This is a genomic window from Brevibacillus borstelensis (assembly GCF_003710865.1).
GTDB lineage: Bacteria > Bacillota > Bacilli > Brevibacillales > Brevibacillaceae > Brevibacillus > Brevibacillus borstelensis.
The window spans coordinates 1-17,192 of record NZ_RHHO01000025.1 but is presented as its reverse complement, the minus strand read 5'-3'; the positions used below and the strand labels follow the sequence as shown (position 1 = coordinate 17,192).

Genomic DNA, 17,192 nt, shown 5'->3' with positions numbered 1-17,192 from the left:
TATCGCCCATGCTGGGCGCACAAAAAAGAAAGCCGTGACTGTTCTGGTCACGGCTTTTGGCTTGCTGTTTATTTGGTTTTGCAATGACGTAGTGCTGCTTCCATTCGAGCTTGCACGTCAAAATGGGCAGCTTTGGTTTGTGTACGGTATGTTTGCTGGTGCGTCTTTTTGCGTATAATTTGCTGTACCGGCGGTTCGTGACGGATTGTTCGTACGTTTGTTTACCACTATCCGGAGCCTGTAGGCAGTGCCTAAGGGGTCGACGGCGAGGACTGCCCGTCGCCTGTTTTTGGCGTCGAGCTTTTATTTGTACCGTTTTCCCCGGTGCCGGAGCTTCCGGCATTTGACTCATCCTTGGTAGTACCGGCACTTCCGGTTTTGCCAGTATCCCCGGGACTGTTCGTATTTTCGGTATTACCGGTATTTCCCGTGTTTTCAGCGTTTCCGCTATTTCCAGCATTTCCGGTACTTCCAGAATTTCCGGTGGTACTTCCACCATTTCCGGCATCCCCGGTATTTCCAGCATTCCCGGCATCTCCCGCTGGGGTACCATTTCCAGCAGGCAGCATCGGTCCGTAGATCCGAACAGGCGGATTGCTTGCCTCACCGCTGCCCGGCACGGACACGCCTGTACCGGGGTTGCCGGTCCCGCCTCCAGATGCAGGGTGGCCTGCTTCTCCGGTGGCTGGCGTCGTTTGTTTTGACGTATAGAGCATAACACCGCCGACAGAGCCTCCGGCTACAAGCAGGGCCGTGCCGATGACCATGATGCCTGTATGCCGCCGGAAGAGGCGCACCAATCCATTCGAGCTCTCGTTTCGCACCTCGTCCAGCACCCTCCGAAAGTCGGCGTTTCGAACGGCGTACCATTTCTTCCGCCAAGCCTTGTCGCGCAGCCTTTGTCCCTTGTCTTCGAGGAAATACCGCTTTAGCGCCGCTCGGTAACCGGGCGCGAGGGCTTTCCCGTGGAAGAAGCTGCGTTCCGTAATCGTCCACTGGACAAACGGATACACGCTTTCTTCCCCGCCCTTTTCATGGACAAAGGAAAGCATTCTGTCATACGGCGTATCGTGGATCGACTGGGAGTCTGCCTGATAAAACGCAAGCCATACCATCGGAAAGCTCCGTTGGTCCAGCTTTTCCCCCAGGAGCCTTCTCAAGAGGCGCTGCTGTTTGTCGATCTCGTCCGGGTCAAAGGAGCGGAAAAACTCCTCGGGGGGCGGAATCACCTCGGCCTGCTCCAGCGCAGCCAGATTCATCAGCAGATCGTACGTTTCCCTGCTTTCCAGATCGAGCTCTCTGGCAAACGTTTGCGGCTTATCCTCCAACAGTTCGACGATCCCCTCAAAGTCTTCGCGGGACAGCGTCTCCAGGTTGACGTATTTCAACAGGCAGCGGTCGATCTCGTCCAGCGTTTCCCGGGCGTAGTCGCTGCTCTCCCGCGACTTCCGGAAAAATCGGTGGATCTGGGATGCTGCATCAGTTTTTTGCCCGCTTCCGCGAAACTGGGCGAGCAGCTTGTTGCGCGTCGCCTCCTTGAAGAACGGGTTTCGCAATGCCTCCGGCGCATGTTCAGCCCAGAAGCCGATTTCCTTCAATACGTCCTCGATGCGGAGCGCAGCCTCCAGCCGTTTGGCCAGATACTCCTCAAACAGCGGCTTCACGAATTGCTCATGCCGCAACGCCGTACTCATGACCAGCGAAAACATCTCCGGTTCGGCGGCCAGATGCTTGTACACCTCGCCTAAGTACTTCCCGGGCTGCATCAGCCTGCCTTTCAGCAGCACGTCCATGAGGTACAATACCATCTCTTTTTGCTTGCTGCGGGGCTCGACGACGCGGCCGGATTGGATGATCAGCCGCACGAGCTCGCCAGCAGGCAGCACGCGGGCCGCGACAGCCGCTTTTTCTTCGCGAAACAGGCCGACGAGCAGCTCTTGCAGCCGCTTTTTGTTTTTCAGTTGGCCATTCTCCACATAATTCAGGATGACCTGCCATACAGCTGCGCGGTTCTTTTCGTATACGGCCATTCTGCCCTTTTCGATCAGAAACAGCGGGCACAGCTCGTAATACGTAGCCAGCCGCAAGCCAGCTCCGCTCTCGTCGCCAGCCAGCACTTCTTCCGCGAACTGATAAAAATCCGCCAGCACACGCGGCTCATTCAGATACATCCAGGCAAAATCGAGATATTCGTGTTCCCCTTCCTGCAAATCGGCATTCCAGATGCGCTTGTTTGGCAGATCGAACAGAAATTCCTTGTCGATGTGGCCGGCTCCGGGGCGGATACTGCCTTTTTGCACAAACATGACATTGATGTGCTTCTTGCTTTGCGGCTCGTTGCTGTAGGTCAGAAAGCCGATGTGCCGGCGCATCTCGTAAGGCAGGCAGCCGTAGAGGATTTCCATCAGCTCCCTCGCGGATGCGGCCGCCGCTCCAACCTCCCCGTCCAGGCTGACAAACACCTTTTTCTTCGCCGAGAGCGACATCATGACGGCGTACAGCAATTGCTTGAAGGTCCGTTCATCTACGCCGAGCCGAGCCAGTGCCCGTTTCCTGTCTCCCGGATCGCCCTCCCGGTACGGGATGTCCTCAAGCGATGGCAAGTCCTTCCCCGCTGTCTCGTCATGCTTGCGGTCAAAGCCTTCGATTCCGAAGATTTTGCGGGGGCGCAGGCAAAATTCGTCCCGGCGAAGGGCCGGGATCACGTAGTTGTGGGAAAAAAACGTATTGCGCTGTCCGGTAAAATCGGCGCCGGCATACACGCTTTGACCGATCACCAGCTCCCCCGTCTCGGCCCGGAAGCAGATCAGCGCATCTGGGTACTCCCGCGGGTCCGCTTCTCTCTCCTGGAGCTCCCGCGGGGCGTCGTATACGCAGAACGGGTGGAGCGTCTTCTTGATAAACGAATTGTCCAGCCTCGGGGATTTGGCGACGGTATCGTACCCCTCGTTGGAGCGGAAAATGCCTTGGCGCCCGCGCGTGTAGTATTGCTGCTCGATCAAATGCCGCGTCACAATCACTCTCTCCCCTCGATGTAGTCCAGTTGGTGCAGGAGCCAGATAAACGGCTCATCTACCCGGACAGGCGTGACGACTCCGCTCACCTTCTGATTGACCGGATTGCTTCCCAATGCGGATACGGCAAAAAAGGCGGTATTGGTGAAGTAGACATCCAGCGCGTCCTTGAACGGCCGATCCACTTTTTCGATGAACCGGCGAATCTCCCCGTTGATATTTTCAAACTCGGTCAGATTCAAATGCTTCTCATGAACATAGTTGCGGAACACATTGCTGTTGGATTTGATGTACTCCCCGTCCTCTTCCTTCAGGAGGTGCAGCATGTCGCTTTTGGTCAGCACGACTGCCGTCGGGATGTGCGTCTTGCTTTCCTGCTCGTACCCGATGAAGTTTTCAAACATGGTGATGACAACCTCGCGCGGCTCGTCGTACTTGGCGGTAAACTCTCCGGGCTCATCCCCTGCATTCAACTGGATTTTGTCGCGAATCTTCCGGATCTGCAGCGGGTCTACGAGGAACAGGATGCCCGAGGAATTTTTCACGTGGGCCGCATAAATCTCCAGATACTCCCGGTCGACCATGCCCTCGCCTGCGACGTCAAAAAAGACGAGAATCAGCGGTGCGCGCTCATTGTCCTTGAAGATGAACTGGAATATAAACGGCTCCTGCCGCTTCTCTTTTTGCGTTGAGTCAAGAAGCTGCCCGCGTTCGAACAACGGTGCCTCGTAGTTTTCCCGGAACTTCCGGCTGATTTGGGCATTCAGCGGCATGCAGGCGGCGTTAAAGTGATTGGCCGTCGTGTTTTGCAAGGTATGGATCAATGACGTCATGTAGACGGATTTGCCCACCTGGGAGGCACCCACGATGGAGATGATGTTGCTGGGGGCTTTGCCGGCCGTGATCGGCAGCTCGTTGTGGCATTTGGGGCAAAGCCTCCGCTTGGTGACGACACCGTACTTGTCCGTCAGGCCGACCAGCACGTTGTCGACGACGATCCGGTTTTCCTCGGGAATTGTCTCGGGGTGGATCACGGCCTCGATCTCCTCGATGTCGTCCAGGCCGAACTTGTTTCGATACTGGTTGAGGATCACGTCCTCCTGCAGGGCGTAGTCCTCGTCGTCCTCGCGGTGGTGAGCCGCGCGAAAGACCACCTCTTCCGGAGAATACTTGGAAAAGCAGTACGGGCAGACGATATCGTAAAACGGAAGCCTTTCCTTCTGGGGCGGCTTTTTGTCAAACATGTTTTTGAGAAACGTAAGCATCTCCGTTCCCTCCTATTCGGGAATCAGTTCGTAGAGTTCCCCGTATTTTTTTCCGTCGGTAAAAAACAGCCGGATGTAGTCGTTTTTTCCGATTTCGATCTCCGGCATCAGGTTCTCTCCGGGCTCCAGGTCGGAAATGAACGCGTACTGCGTCCCGTCTTCCTTGTTTGCCGGGTAGGAGCCTTCTTTTTTGACGTAGCAAAGCACGTCCCTGGAGATCGGCAGCTCGGAAAAAATCCGGATCTGAATCGATTGATACGGGCGAAACCAGCTCTTCCTGCGCTTTACGGAATAATAGATTTTCGCCTTTCCCGTGCTGACGCGGCCGATATGATCCTCCCCTGCGGGAATGAGCATGACCGGCTTGCCATCTCTCAGCTCGCAGGGGAAAATCCGATAGGCGTAGCGTCCGATTCCTTCGACTGGCTCCCGGTAGCCCCTGTTTGCCTTGTATTCCTCCCGGGTGTACAGCTTTACATCCCGTTGCGTGAGCAAAAAGGGATCGAACGGTTCATCCAGCCGCGATTTATGCACGTAGACACAGGGAACCGACTCTGGCCAATGCCAGTTGATGACGCATTCGCTCCCCTGCACCTGGCAGGAGACGGACTTGATCAGCCGGTTATCCGTTTCTTCCATTTGTATCATCAGGCATCATGCTCCCACTCTACTAGTCAAACCGCTTCAGGCCTGGCGTTTTCGCATCGAGGCTGCTATTTGGCGAATACCTCCGCCTCGAAAAGCTTCCCGCGTCAGAAAGCTGGCCGCTTACGGGCGCCGGAATGTTTATGGTGAACAGCGTCAATACGAGCGCCAGCAAAATATCCGCAACCAACCGCAGCACCGGACCAGGCAGGCCGGTGGAGGCAAAGCCCATTTCCAGCACCAGACCGGCCAAAAGTCCGGCGACCGCGCCGCCGATGGAAAAGCTTTTGGCGATGTGCTTGTTATCGAATATGAGTCCAAGTGCGAGCCCGAGCAGCGCGCCAGTCGCGGTCAACAGCAGAACCCGTTCTACCGCGTACAGGAGACGGCCGCTGTCGCTTCCGTTCCGCTCACCCATCAGGTTGCGGTCCTGCCTGTTCAGCTCGTAAATCTGGCCGAAAGCCGAAGTCAGCTGCTCGGCGTTTTGCACATCGGTATACGTACCGCCGGTCTCTGTCGCAATCTGTTTCAAAAGCCCGGTTCCGTCAGCGCTGACCGCACTCATCCCTACCGTATGGATGGGAATGTGCTGGTCGCGGAACGGAGGAAGCGTTTTGTCCGTATCTACTCTGCTAAACCCGTCCGACATCAGTACAACGGTGCTGTTGCCCGCTCCCGAAGCAGGGTCCCGGATCAAATTCAGCGCCGTTTCCAGAGCCGCGTCAATGTTGGTGCCGCCGCCTGGTCCATCGTGATTTTCAAGCTTGTCGATCACGCCTTGCCTAACCTTGCTGTCTCCGAGCGAAACCATCGGCTGCAGGACGCTGGCCTCGTCGTTAAAGCCGATGATGGCGACCTGCATATCGTTGTCCATCCGGTTTACGACATCGGCTGCCGCCTTGAAAAGCTGGCCGTCGGGGTCGGTCTCCCGCATGCTTCCCGAGGTGTCCAGCACCATGACGATGCTGTCCGCGCCGCTGGAGCGCTGGATGTTGGAGCCGTACAGCAGTTGGAACAGCAGACCGGCCACGCCCAGCATGATAAATGTTGCCGGTACGAGCATTTTCCAGGAAAAACCGGCATAGCGCTGCCTCCAGCCCGTACCGTTCACTCTTGGTGAAATCATTTCAGCAATCAGACAAAACAGTCCGACGAAGAATGCGAACTGTCCGATATACAGGCCCATCAGCAGCCATTGCGGCATCTCGCCGGACAGCTGGTGCAGAATGATTTCCCCCACACCAAACCCGATGAGACCGCCAATCGTACTGAGCAAGACCATCAGCATGCTGATTCTTTTTTGACTCATATGGATACCCCCTTTTCCCGGCGGTGAAAAACAAAGCCGTTCGCCACATAGGAGTCGTAATATTTCTTGTTGTTGCGGTAGTACATCAGGTCACCCAGTCCGAAGCCGCCCATCAGGTGCAGCTTTTCGATGCCGCTTGTGCCCGCTTCGTGTATACACCCCTGCTTGCAGGTCCGCAGTCCCTGACCCTTCTGCATCACGTATTGGATAAAGTCGCTGTCGATGTCCGCGAAAAAGTACTTTTCTTCGTAGCGGTGCTTTTGCGAAAAGTGGAAGACCTCTACATGCACCGATGCTCTCTCCTCCAGCGCGCGGTCGAGATCCTCGAACAGCTCTTCCTTGGTCAGAACGTCTCTGTTCTCGTAGGCAACCGCCACATTGGCCCGGGCCAACAGCTCGTCTTCGAACGCCAGGGCAAACAGCGGGCTGCTTAAAATCTCCTGGCGGCACAGCGCGGAGAGCCGTTCGATCAGAGCCGACGATTCCGTTTGTCCGCCGTTTAAGATGCTCGCCTTTTGTCCAAGATAGCGATCCTCCCAGTAAAACAAGGGCCCTTTCTTTGCTTCGAGAGAGCGGATCGCCTCCCGGACAAGTGTGCCGTAATACTGGTCGATGTTTTTCCCGAGGTAGTCGGTCGCTTCCTTGACGCTTTTTTGCGCGAGCTCGCGGAGCTGCTTCTGCAGTCTTTCGAGCTGTCCCCATTCCTCCGCAAGCTGGCGGTGCAGCTCTTCTGCCTGCTGCTCGCAGTCCCGCAGCAGCCGAAGCTCCATTTCCAGTCCGAGCAGTTCGTACCGTTTTCCGTAGACGAGCGGCAGCAGGTGGCGGATGAAATTTCTGATCCGGTCTTTTTCTCTGGTGAAAAACCCGCCCTTTTTAAAATCCTGCTGCTCGACGCGCTGCCGGTACAAATCCTCCCATTCGGCCCTCGTCTCTTCCAGCAGGCGGGCCGTCTCCCTGATTCTTGCCAAAAGCTCGCCGCGAATGGTGGGGAGCGTCTCGTTTCCCGAAGTGAGCTGACAGGCCGCATACGGGCCGCAGCGCGGATCTTCCGCGACGGTTTCCCGAAACAGTCTGGCGAATTTCTCCTTGATTTGCAGGCTCTCTAGCTGCTTGCGGGCACGCTGCTCAAAATGCATCTCGAAAAACGCTTGGCTGCTCCCTTGAAACAAGGCATGCTCCGCTTCTCTGAGCGTCATGCTCCTGAGCTCGGCGTAGCTGACTCCCGTCGCCATCAGGCCCGTCATTTCGTCAAGCTTGCCGCCGTCCGGCAAAATCGACTGAACGCTGCGCAGGATATGGCGGGGCGCCAGCTCCAGCCGTTCCATCAGCCCGGCCGGATCGGGCAGGGGAGACGTCTTCATTCTTTCCAGAAGGTCGTCGTACACGTGCGACAGCACCGTCAAGGCGATCGCATCCTTTGGCTGCTTGACCTTGGAAAAACCGGCCGTGGCAAAGGCTGTCTGCACGTTGTCCACTGTGATGCTGCGGGTAAACTGGTGCTTGTTGTAGCTCTCGTTGCCTTCGCCCAGCTCCGGCTCTGCTGGTTTGTTGTTCAAAAGCACGAGACGGCTGATGATTTCGTAGTTGTCCTTTTGGCCGTTCTCGGCAAACAGGCCCCGCTCATTTTTGTCGCTGAGCAAATAAATCAGCGAAAACAGCGGGCTTCCAGCGTGAGCCACCTCAAGGGTCACGTGATCCTCCGTCACCTGCAGCGATTCTTTGAACCGGTAATCGCTCCGCTGATAATTCGTCAGCTCCTCCAGAAAGCTGACCGAAAGCGATGCGGAAAATCCGAAATCGTCGCCGCTGCTCTTCTCCTGGATCAAGGCGTAGAGATCGATAGAGACGTATTTGAACACCTCGGACAAATAGCTTTTCATCAGCAGGACAAGCTCCGGCACCAGCACGTTGGCCGGGTCATCGGCCCGCGTCACGACCGCAATGTTTACGTGCTGGACGGATGGGCAATGCCCTCCCGCCTCGGCGAGATGAATGCTGACTTTCTTCATGACCTTGTTGATCTCGACGCGCAGCGGCTCCTGCTGGTAAAACTGGCTGTATATGTCGCTTCGCAAGGTTTGCCTGCCTGCGAGCGGCTCGGGCAGCCGGCAACCGTACACACGGGGTTCGGACAGCGTTTTGCCTGAGCTCGCGTGTAAATAGAGCGCCCCTGCGTGGTTTTTCCACTGCCGTTCATTCAAGGAATAAACAGCCTGGAGCGCTTCCAGGCTGTTATCCCCGATGAAGAGGAACAGCACGGGGTTTTGTATGCTTCGCTGTCCGTTTCCGCTATCCAGTTGTGTGTCGAGGTCCGAGGCGTACTGCGTTGCGAGCTGTTCGATCAAATCCCTCATGCTTCCTCCTCATGTCCGGCTATTGCAGTGTTTTGCGCATGTCGTTTACTTTTGCCCACACTTTTTTGTAAAAATCGTAGAGCTCCTCGCCATTGACGTACTCATCCCGGTCGTATTCCAGATCGTTCTTCACTTCCTGGAAGGTGGCGGCGATCTCATCCAGCTTGCCGATCAGGGCCTGCGTATCCTCGGAGAGCGTCATGGCGTCGCTTCGCTTGCTCGCCTTCCGCTGCAGGCTGGTCAGGCGTTTCGGCTCCAGACTGCGGAGCTGCTCGTAGATCGCGTACTCCACGTGCTTGTTCACCTTCATCAGATTGACGAAAGGCTCCCACGCCTCTTCTTCCTCGTCCTTGTCGTAGACGTACAAGGCTCCCTTTTTGCAGATCGTGCTGGTGTACATCGCTTCGATGAACAGGTTGAGCAGCTCTTCTTCGCCCTGCATCGCGCTGACGATGCTCTCCAGCTCGCCGATTTTCCCCTCGATCTCTTCGTATTTGCGGACTTCCTCCTGCATCAGGCGGATCAATTCCGGGTAGCGGATGAAGTTTTCCTTCGCCATCTCTTCATTGGTGCTGCCGAAGATGTCTTTGGTGTACTCTTTCTCCAGTCCGTCCTTCATAAAGCCTTTCAGCTCGGCCAGGCAGCGCTTGATCTCGCCCGGGCTTGCCTTTTTGGCTTCCCCGTCCATTCCGCAGCCGGCGAGGAATGCTTTCAGCTCAAACGGCTTCGTGATGACGCACTCGTATCGGCTGCTTGTTTGGCTGCCCGTTCCCTTTTCGCGGATGCAGCCGTAGCGCACTGCATGGTCGAACAACTGCCGCACTCGCGCGTTGTACTCCCGCACGCGATTGTTGACGTAGACGTCTCCCCAGGATTTTTCCGGAATCGGGGACGGGAGGTAGGTCCAGTTGTTTTTCTCCGTCTGTACGAGGTGGCGGCCGATGCCCTCTTTTTCCAGAATGGTGCGCTCGTAGCTCTCCTCGTACACCTTCAGCGGCGTGTAGACAAACAGCGGGATCCCGTTCTTCGTGTTGAGCCAGAAAATCCGGTTTTTGACCTCGCTTTCCTTTACCGTAAAGCGGGAGCCGCTGATCGAGGTGTTCTGGTAGTTCTTGATCCCTTTCAGGATGCCCGGAGCCTTCACCGGCACCGACACGAAGCCCCAGGACGGGAAGTGCAGGTTGCCCAGATTGTTGCTCAGGTGGAACACCGGGATCGCCTCTTCATCCAGCTTGCCGGCAATCTTGCGCTCGACGATGCGGTCCAGCGTCTCGTCCTGGCCGTACTTGATCACGAGGAAGTCTTCCATCGACTTGGTGATCAGGTCGCCGAACTTCTCCGACAAAAACTCGCTGATCGCGCTGACGATGTCCAGCTCCTGCTCCTTCACCCACTGATCGGAGCGCTTCAAAAGCTCGCTGGTGAAGTCGCGGATCAAATCCTCCGCCTCTTTCTCCTCCATGATCTTGTTGATCACCTTGGCGATGTCGGGAACGCCGACAACATTCCAGTAGTACGTTTTGTTGCCGGTGCGGTCGACCTCTTCGCTGCCGTTGATCAGGATGTCGCCGTTCTTCTCGAAAATTTGGTTCAGCGTGTTGAGAATTTCCGTAAACACGTTGTAAATCCGGTTGTTCTCGTCGTTGAGCAGGCGGTACAGCTCTTCGTAGAACTCGATCATTTGCTCCAGCTTTTCCTGGTCGGCCAGAAGCTGGTATTCGTTGATCTTGGCTTCGATGTAGGCGTTCTTTTTCTTTTCCTTGGAGATAAAGGCGCTGCGGGCGTCGCCCAGCTTTTCGTTGGCGTTCTCTCGGGCGCCCTCGATCTCGCGCGGATAGCTTTCCAGATTTGCCTTCAGTGTCTCGATGTAGGACTGGATCATTTTCAAAAGGCAGTAGCCTTTGTCCGAATGGATCAGCCGGGATGCGTAAAACGGTCCCTGCTGCGGGTGCAGGAAGACGCGGGTGATCATTTCGCCAAAGGTGGCGGTCAGCTCTCCCGGAAGCTGCTTCTTGCTCTTGATGTACTCCTCGCGTGCTTTAGCCAGATAGCCCTGCTCCAGCTCGTGGTCGATGCTGACGACCTGCTGGCTGATCACGTTGCTGTAGCTCAGCCGTTCGCTGTTTTCATAGCCGGGCAGCGGTTCGGGCACGCGCTCCTCGAACTTGCGGGAAATGGAGTCGACGTCAATGCCCAGCTTGCGGGCAAACTTCTCGGCGTCCTCCTGAGTCGGAGCGACGGTAAACATGTTCTCCATTTTCTTGAACAGGCGGTACGCCAGATAGGTCGTCATCTCTTCGATCGGCAGCACAGCCGATGATGCGCCGATGACGTTGTACTGGTAGTTGGCCGCGTATGCTTTTGGCATCTGGTTGATATTGGTGCGAATGTTGCTGATATAGTCGTGAATGGCGAATTCCTCGCCAGACCGTTTTTCCTCGCTGGCCATGAAGTTGGTGATGTTCTCCGCCGTCACGTTCATGCAGTAGTCGTAGGCGTTTTCCAGCGCCTTGCCTTCCAGGTTGGTGGCGGAAATCAGATGGCACAGGTTAAACGGCGGCATTGGCGACTGGACGGTCAGCACATTGCCGTACTGCTGGCGGAAGCGCTCATTCCGCTCGTCCGCGTTCATCCAGTAATCCAGCTCTTTCAAGGCGGCGTAGCCGTTCTTCATGATGTAGTCGCGGGTGTGCGAGCTGAGGCTCTTGTTGGACAGGTTGACGTCCGGCGTGAACAGATAGCCGAGCGTGTTGACCTTGTCGACGCCCGCGCTGCCGAAGTCTCGCTCCATAATTCCGCGAACGATATAGGCGATGTCGAGGAAGCAGCCGCTGCCTGTTCCGCCGGAAATACCGGTCAAAAGAAAAACCATCAGCTTTTTGTTCGTGCCTTCGGACAGCATTTTGATCTTTTTCTCGATCGTCTGCACGACCTGCGTGATCTTGGTAAACAGAAGCAGGCGGCCAGCCTGACGGACGCCGGACGCGCCGCTGATCCCGTCGGTGATCGTCAGCTCGGGCGAGAGCCAGTCTGTGATGTACGGCTCCAGAATGCTCCTGTTTTGCAGGACGCCGCCGATCTCCGGATTGGACAGCAGGACGAATTCCGTAACCGGATCGAGACCGATGCCCTTGTATTTTTTGTTGCGGTCGTGCTCGTTTGTCTCAAACGCGATGAACTCGATGTTGTCCGGCTTTTCCTTCCGCTTCTTGGAAAGCGGGTCTACCGGCAGCTTGAAGCGGCGGTTTACCTGGTATTTCAGGCGGAGCAGCGCGTCGATCCCCGTCCCGCCGATCCCGATGACGAGCATCGGGTTGTCGATGGTATCGACACGAATCTTGTCGCTGACAATTCCTCCGCCAAGCGATACGTCCAACTGTTGGATATGTTCTCTCACTACTGCTTTCATCTTCGATCACTCCTACACGATGTAATCTACATAAACGGACTTGTTCACGCTTGTCAGTGATATTTTGATGCGGTCGTTCTTTTTCAGCTCTTTGCCCTTGCTGGCATCGAGGACGCGTCCTGCCTTCTCGATCCGGCAGCCGGAGCGGTTCTCAATCAGCAGCGTATCGTTTTTGCCCGGCAGGAAAACCACCTTCTCGGTCTCCTGGAACTCCGGTGCGAGCTGCAAGAGCTGGTGGAGCTTGACCTTTCCTTTAAATGCACTCAGTTTTTTGTACTGCGGGCTCGACTTCTCGCCCGTATCCTCATCGACAATCTCAATGGCGACCTGGCCCGTAAAGCCTTTGTTCGCCTTTTTCCAGGCAGACAGCAGATAGATCGCTCCGGCAGCCACGAGTATCAATCCGACAGCCCCCACGATCACCGCCGTCCACGGAAATGGGCTTGACTCCTCTGTATGTGAAGACGCTGGCGGCTGCGGACTCGTTGCTTTTCCTCCACCCTGCGACGCATCTACGGTAACCGGCTTCGTTTCCCGGTAAAAGCTGGTCTCCTCCGCCCTTACCTTGATCTCGTACCGGCTTGCGGCCGGGATGGTGTAGCTGCCTTCAAACCCGCTGCCGGTGTTCGTCAGATCGATCTCGCTGGTCTGCTTGCTGCTCATATCCTGGACGATCAGCTTGGCCTTCATTTTTTTGTAAAGCTCAGGGCTGACCGGCTGGCCGTTGGTCGACAGCGCCGCCTTGATCGGAATCACATCGCCCGCCTTGTACGTCTTGGACGGGAGCGGCTCCATCTCCAGCCCCACGTCGTAGTTGAAGATCAGATTGACGTTGATTTTGTCCCGGTCGGCACCCTTTACTTGCAGCTTCCATTCCCCTTGGGCAGGCTGCACGAGCTTGAGCAGCGAATACGTGCGGGAGCGGGAGAGCAGGATGTCATTGGACGGAATCGTCAATTCTTTTCCTGTGGGGTCGAATAGCTTCAGCTCGACCGCTTTCCCGGACGTGATCGAGATGTTTGCCTCCAGCACGCTTCCATTCGGAATGGAAATAGGTACCTCCTGGAACTGTCCGTTGGAGGTGAAGTTTTGGACCGGAACGACTTTTACCTTCGCGTGTTTGGCAAAAATTTCGCTTAGTATTTGCGGCAGACTGTCTGCTGTGCTCGTTTCAAAAAACGCGCCGCCTGTCTCCGCGGAAATTTGCTGCAGCGGAGCACGGTTCAGCTTGCCGTCCGCATTCAGCCCGATCGTATAGATGGGATAGCCTTTGTCCTTTGCGGTCTTGACCGCCGCCGCCAGCTCCTGGTCGGATTTTTGCTGTGTACGGCTGCTGGCCTTGTTCAAATAGTTGTTGCCGTCGGCCAGCAGCACGATGATCGGAGAGTGGGCCTGGTCGTGCCCGTCCTCCAAAATTTTTACCGCTTCGCCCACTCCGACCGCGATATCGGTATACGCCCCTTTTTGCAGGCTGTCGATAAATGCCTTGATATCCTTTTTGTCCTGCTCGGAATTGACATTGACCAGCGCCTTTTCCCGCTCGATCTTGTCCGTGTAGGCAACGACCCCGATCTTGTTCCCCTGGGCCGAGGTCATATCCACGAACATTTTCATCGCTTCCAGGCTGACGCCGTTTTTGTCGCTTTCCGACATGGAGTTGCTGACGTCCACCACCAGCACGGCGTCCATTTTGTCTGTGCCCGCTTGCGCAAAGCCCGTGGTTCCTCCCGAGGTCACCAGTCCCAGCAGAAGCCACAGACACAGGATGTATCGAAAGAGTGCTGTCATACGTATCATCTGTTAGAACCTCCGCTTATGTAGATTTTTGTCGAATTCATAGACCGAACGAATTTGGAAGTATTGCAAATGAAGCAATATTATGACAAGATTACCACTATATTCTACACTAACTTGGATGAAAAAGAATCCTTCGGCCTATATAACGTTATACGGGCTACTTCATTTTTTGTTACATAACTCGACAAACCAAGTTGGGAGAATGATAGAATGCTTACCTATTATATCCTTGCCGTGATCCTGCTGGTTTTGGCAGCGCGATACGTCGTGCTCCTTTTGCACAAACGAAAAAACCTGTCTGAAGCGGAAGTCGACCAACATCTGCTTACCTTGTTGAATGACGAGAGGGAATCCTATGAAAAAAAAGCTGGGCGTCCAGTTCAGGAAAAGCCGGAAAACCACACACGCCTTTGAGCGCTTGAAGTACTGCAAGCACTGCGAATCGTACACCGTGCTGGAGCATGAGGAGTGCGATGTCTGCGGCAGGAAAAACAGCTTCCTTTCCCTGCGTCAGCTCTCGCACATCCTCAGCCGCCGCCATTTTCAGAAGCAGCTGTTGATCCTGGGCCTCCTGATCTGTCTGGCCATTCTGAGCGCAGACACGCTTTGGCAGCTCGCAGCCGCTTCCGTTGGCGGAGTCGTATCCCTGCTGTTGTATGCGCTTCTTCAGAAAAAATATTCCATTTACGAAAAAACAAACCATTTTATGAGGTTGATCAGCAAGGAACACGACAAAATCAAGAGCGGTCTGACCCGGAATCTGGTCGAAGTGAACGAGGACGTCGAAGCGGAGCGCTTCAAGGACGCCTACGAAAAGATCAGGGAGGTCGGCTGTCTGTTTCACTCCGATGCCGTCAAGGTGTGCAAAATCATGCTCCTCAATCGCTTCGTCCTGCGCAAGGACATGGAGCTGGAGCTGGAGACGCTGATTCCGTCTACGTATGACAGAGATTTTATCGAGTATCTCGGCGAGGTCCTCAAGGTGCAGCCGTGGCTGTTGAAGAAGTCCGTCATCGACTACGTCATCCGCTACAAGGGGAACATCTTCCTTGAAGAAAACGGCACGCGTGTGATCGGACAGGTGGCGGGCGCCGCGCTGCGGATGAAATCCTATGTCGTCATGTACCAGGATTTCATTTCCGAGTCGCTGGAGTACATCCCTCGGGAGCGCCTGCTGCGTCTGGCCAAGCTGCTCAAGGCGAATCCGGACGAGAATTGGGGCAGTCTGCGCGAAGCCGCCTCCAGCCTGATCGAAACGCGCTATTCATTTGATCCCGACTTTAAAGGTGTGCTGTGAAGGAGTTTGGTGGCATGTTTGTCTCTTCCTATCGAAAGTCGCTCTGGGTCCGCAATGCCCTCCTGGTTCTTTTCATCATCGCCGCGGTCGGGGTCGTCTGGAAAATCGGGTTCAGCCTGTACAAAGTCAGCCTGTATGAAAAGGCGCGGGGCTACTATGAGGAAAACAATCTGCTCCTCGCGGAAGAGACGTTCTCCAAAGCCAATGGCATCACCTCCATCCAGTACGGAGATGAAGCTTGGAGCCGGTCGTTGTCGGGACTGACCACGATCAGGCTGGAGCTGGAATCGCTTGCCCGTCAGGCAGATGCTGCCATAAAGGAACGGGATGACGCGCGGATGCTTGCGATATACGACGGTTACCATGGCATGAAAAGCAAATATGTGAAGCAGCAGGAGCTTCAGACTGTCTCCTTTTTCAAGGCAATATCCAACCGTCTTTCGCTGGAATCGAATATAAACAGCTACTTTTTGCAAGCCATGGAGCTGGCAAAGGGCGCACTGGAGAACAATCTAGTGCAGAAGCGTTACCGCAACGAGGAGTTTATCGCCTCGCTCGCCGCCATCCCCGACGAATACTACGGCGGTACGGACAAAAAAAAGCGGGAGTTGACCCGCTTGTTCCGCTCCTATGATGAAGCGAAGTTTGCTCATTTGACCGCTGCCGGCAGCTTTCCCGAAGTGACGGCAAGCGCGGCGAACAGCTTGCGTGCCTACAAGCAGGCAAGCATCCAGGCAGATTGGCTGGTCGCACTTCTGGAACGGTACGCAAAGGAGGAAATACGCTCGGCCATCCGTCAGGACGATTTGCTTGCCTTCATTGCGCTGGCCAAGGCATATCGAGAGATCCGGGACGTACTTCCTTCCCGCTCCGAAGCCCTCGACCAGATCGACCGTTACATCAGCAGCAAGCTTCGTCAGGCGGAGCGGTATGTCGACGCTCGTCAATACGAGAAAGCGATCGAGCTGTATCGGGAGCTGAATGCGCTCGAAGACACCTCCACTCTGATCGCTGAGGCGGAAAGCCGCTGGGTGGACAATGAGCCCGTACGGCTCTTGAGGGAAAAATACCCGGACAAGGCCTATCGGTTCGTCATGTCTGGAGAAAGCCTCTGGGGTTCGCAGGTTTACGCAGTCGGACTCACTGAAGACGACGATCCGCAGCTTTACCTCGCGGCCAAAATGCCGGATGGGAATGTGCTGTATCTGGAGAAATCGGTTGGCTCGGGCGTTGCGCCATCCAAGCTGAGCCTGTCCGAAGCGCTTGGCGAAAAGGAAGCTCCGCTTATCTTTTTGGAGGCCCAAGGGAAGGAGCGCACCTACCTTTACACAGGGTTCGCCCCAGACTTGTTCAGCTCGCGACTTGCCAAAGTCTTTGAAATCGAAGGAGAAGGCTTTGCCGCAGAAAGCCCGGAGCTGATCATCGTTGACAACCCGACAGGCGAAGGGGAAAGCCAGATTGCCTTTTTCAAGCTGGAAGAAAAGGGCCTCGTGTACGAAGGCAAGAAGGATGATTACCTGTCGGAGACGGCGGAAGGCGAGGACAATGCATCGGGGGAAACCGGAGACGATGCTCAGGATGAGTCGCAGCAAGATACACCTCAAGATTCCCGGCACGACCCGCAAAATCAGGGCCGGGGAGACAGAACGCCGACGCCCGGCAAAACATCAGACGGCTCTCCGGCCGCCGAAGAAGCCCCGCCCGATATCGCAAATGCCGGAAATGCGATCAAGATGTACGCAGGTCCTGGCGAACAGTATGAGCAGGTCGGCCAGATTCCCGCGAACGGGTCGGTCACGATTCTCACGGAAGCGGATGGCTGGTACCAGGTGTCGTTTGAAGGGAAAAAAGGGTGGATCAACACGGTTCCGTAGGGACGCCTTCTTGCTTGGCATGGAAGAACGCAGAGATTATTCTGCGTTCAGGCTGTCGAGAAACCCCACAATATGTTGGAGTTTCTTCTTTCATAACAATAAAATTGAGCACGAAGTGCTGGAAGTCTTAGATAGCACCACACCTAACATGCCTTTGCAAGGTGGAGCGGTAGACTATTTATATTTTGTACGGTTGCTGTCAGCAACGCTTGCTCTTGGACAGTTTCA

Annotated in this window: 11 protein-coding genes; 4 read left to right on the top strand and 7 right to left on the bottom strand. The window is 55.5% G+C overall.

Annotated features, from left to right (window positions below; all coding sequences use genetic code 11):
- Positions 1–251 precede the first annotated feature (251 nt).
- From EDM54_RS13040 to EDM54_RS13010, 7 genes are read right to left on the bottom strand one after another with little or no spacing between them, the layout of a single operon-like run.
- On the bottom strand, positions 252–3,014 hold the full coding sequence (locus tag EDM54_RS13040; protein WP_122958305.1) for a GAP1-N2 domain-containing protein: 2,763 nt from the start codon (positions 3,012–3,014) through the stop codon (positions 252–254).
- Positions 3,015–3,016: 2 nt separating this feature from the next.
- Entirely contained in the window at positions 3,017–4,279 is a 1,263-nt protein-coding gene (locus tag EDM54_RS13035; protein WP_122958304.1) for a TRAFAC clade GTPase domain-containing protein, read from the bottom strand.
- A gap of 12 nt (positions 4,280–4,291) precedes the next feature.
- Positions 4,292–4,927 carry a hypothetical protein gene (locus EDM54_RS13030; protein ID WP_003388644.1) on the bottom strand — a complete coding sequence of 212 codons (636 nt, stop codon included), beginning with the start codon at positions 4,925–4,927 and terminating at the stop codon, positions 4,292–4,294.
- Between the two features lie 22 nt (positions 4,928–4,949).
- On the bottom strand, positions 4,950–6,233 hold the full coding sequence (locus EDM54_RS13025; protein ID WP_003388645.1) for a vWA domain-containing protein: 1,284 nt from the start codon (positions 6,231–6,233) through the stop codon (positions 4,950–4,952).
- A complete protein-coding gene (locus EDM54_RS13020; RefSeq protein ID WP_031932512.1) occupies positions 6,230–8,587 on the bottom strand; it encodes a coiled-coil domain-containing protein in 2,358 nt (785 codons plus the stop codon). Before EDM54_RS13020 ends, EDM54_RS13025 begins: the two co-directional genes overlap by 4 nt.
- A 19-nt stretch (positions 8,588–8,606) precedes the next feature.
- Complete coding sequence (locus tag EDM54_RS13015) at positions 8,607–11,996, bottom strand: tubulin-like doman-containing protein (RefSeq protein WP_003388647.1); 3,390 nt, start codon at positions 11,994–11,996, stop codon at positions 8,607–8,609.
- A gap of 12 nt (positions 11,997–12,008) precedes the next feature.
- Complete coding sequence (locus tag EDM54_RS13010) at positions 12,009–13,793, bottom strand: vWA domain-containing protein (RefSeq protein ID WP_122958303.1); 1,785 nt, start codon at positions 13,791–13,793, stop codon at positions 12,009–12,011.
- A gap of 210 nt (positions 13,794–14,003) precedes the next feature.
- On the opposite strand from EDM54_RS13010, the gene EDM54_RS13005 reads away from it, so the two are divergent.
- The 4 genes from EDM54_RS13005 to EDM54_RS26765 form a co-directional block, all read left to right on the top strand.
- On the top strand, positions 14,004–14,207 hold the full coding sequence (locus EDM54_RS13005) for a hypothetical protein (RefSeq protein WP_035991295.1): 204 nt from the start codon (positions 14,004–14,006) through the stop codon (positions 14,205–14,207).
- Entirely contained in the window at positions 14,149–15,090 is a 942-nt protein-coding gene (locus tag EDM54_RS13000) for a C1 domain-containing protein (RefSeq protein WP_122958302.1), read from the top strand. Before EDM54_RS13005 ends, EDM54_RS13000 begins: the two co-directional genes overlap by 59 nt.
- 14 nt (positions 15,091–15,104) lie before the next feature.
- Positions 15,105–16,964 carry an SH3 domain-containing protein gene (locus tag EDM54_RS12995; protein WP_122958301.1) on the top strand — a complete coding sequence of 620 codons (1,860 nt, stop codon included), beginning with the start codon at positions 15,105–15,107 and terminating at the stop codon, positions 16,962–16,964.
- Positions 16,965–16,983: 19 nt separating this feature from the next.
- A partial coding sequence (locus EDM54_RS26765) for a hypothetical protein (RefSeq protein WP_221175478.1) occupies positions 16,984–17,192 on the top strand: 209 nt, incomplete at its 3' end.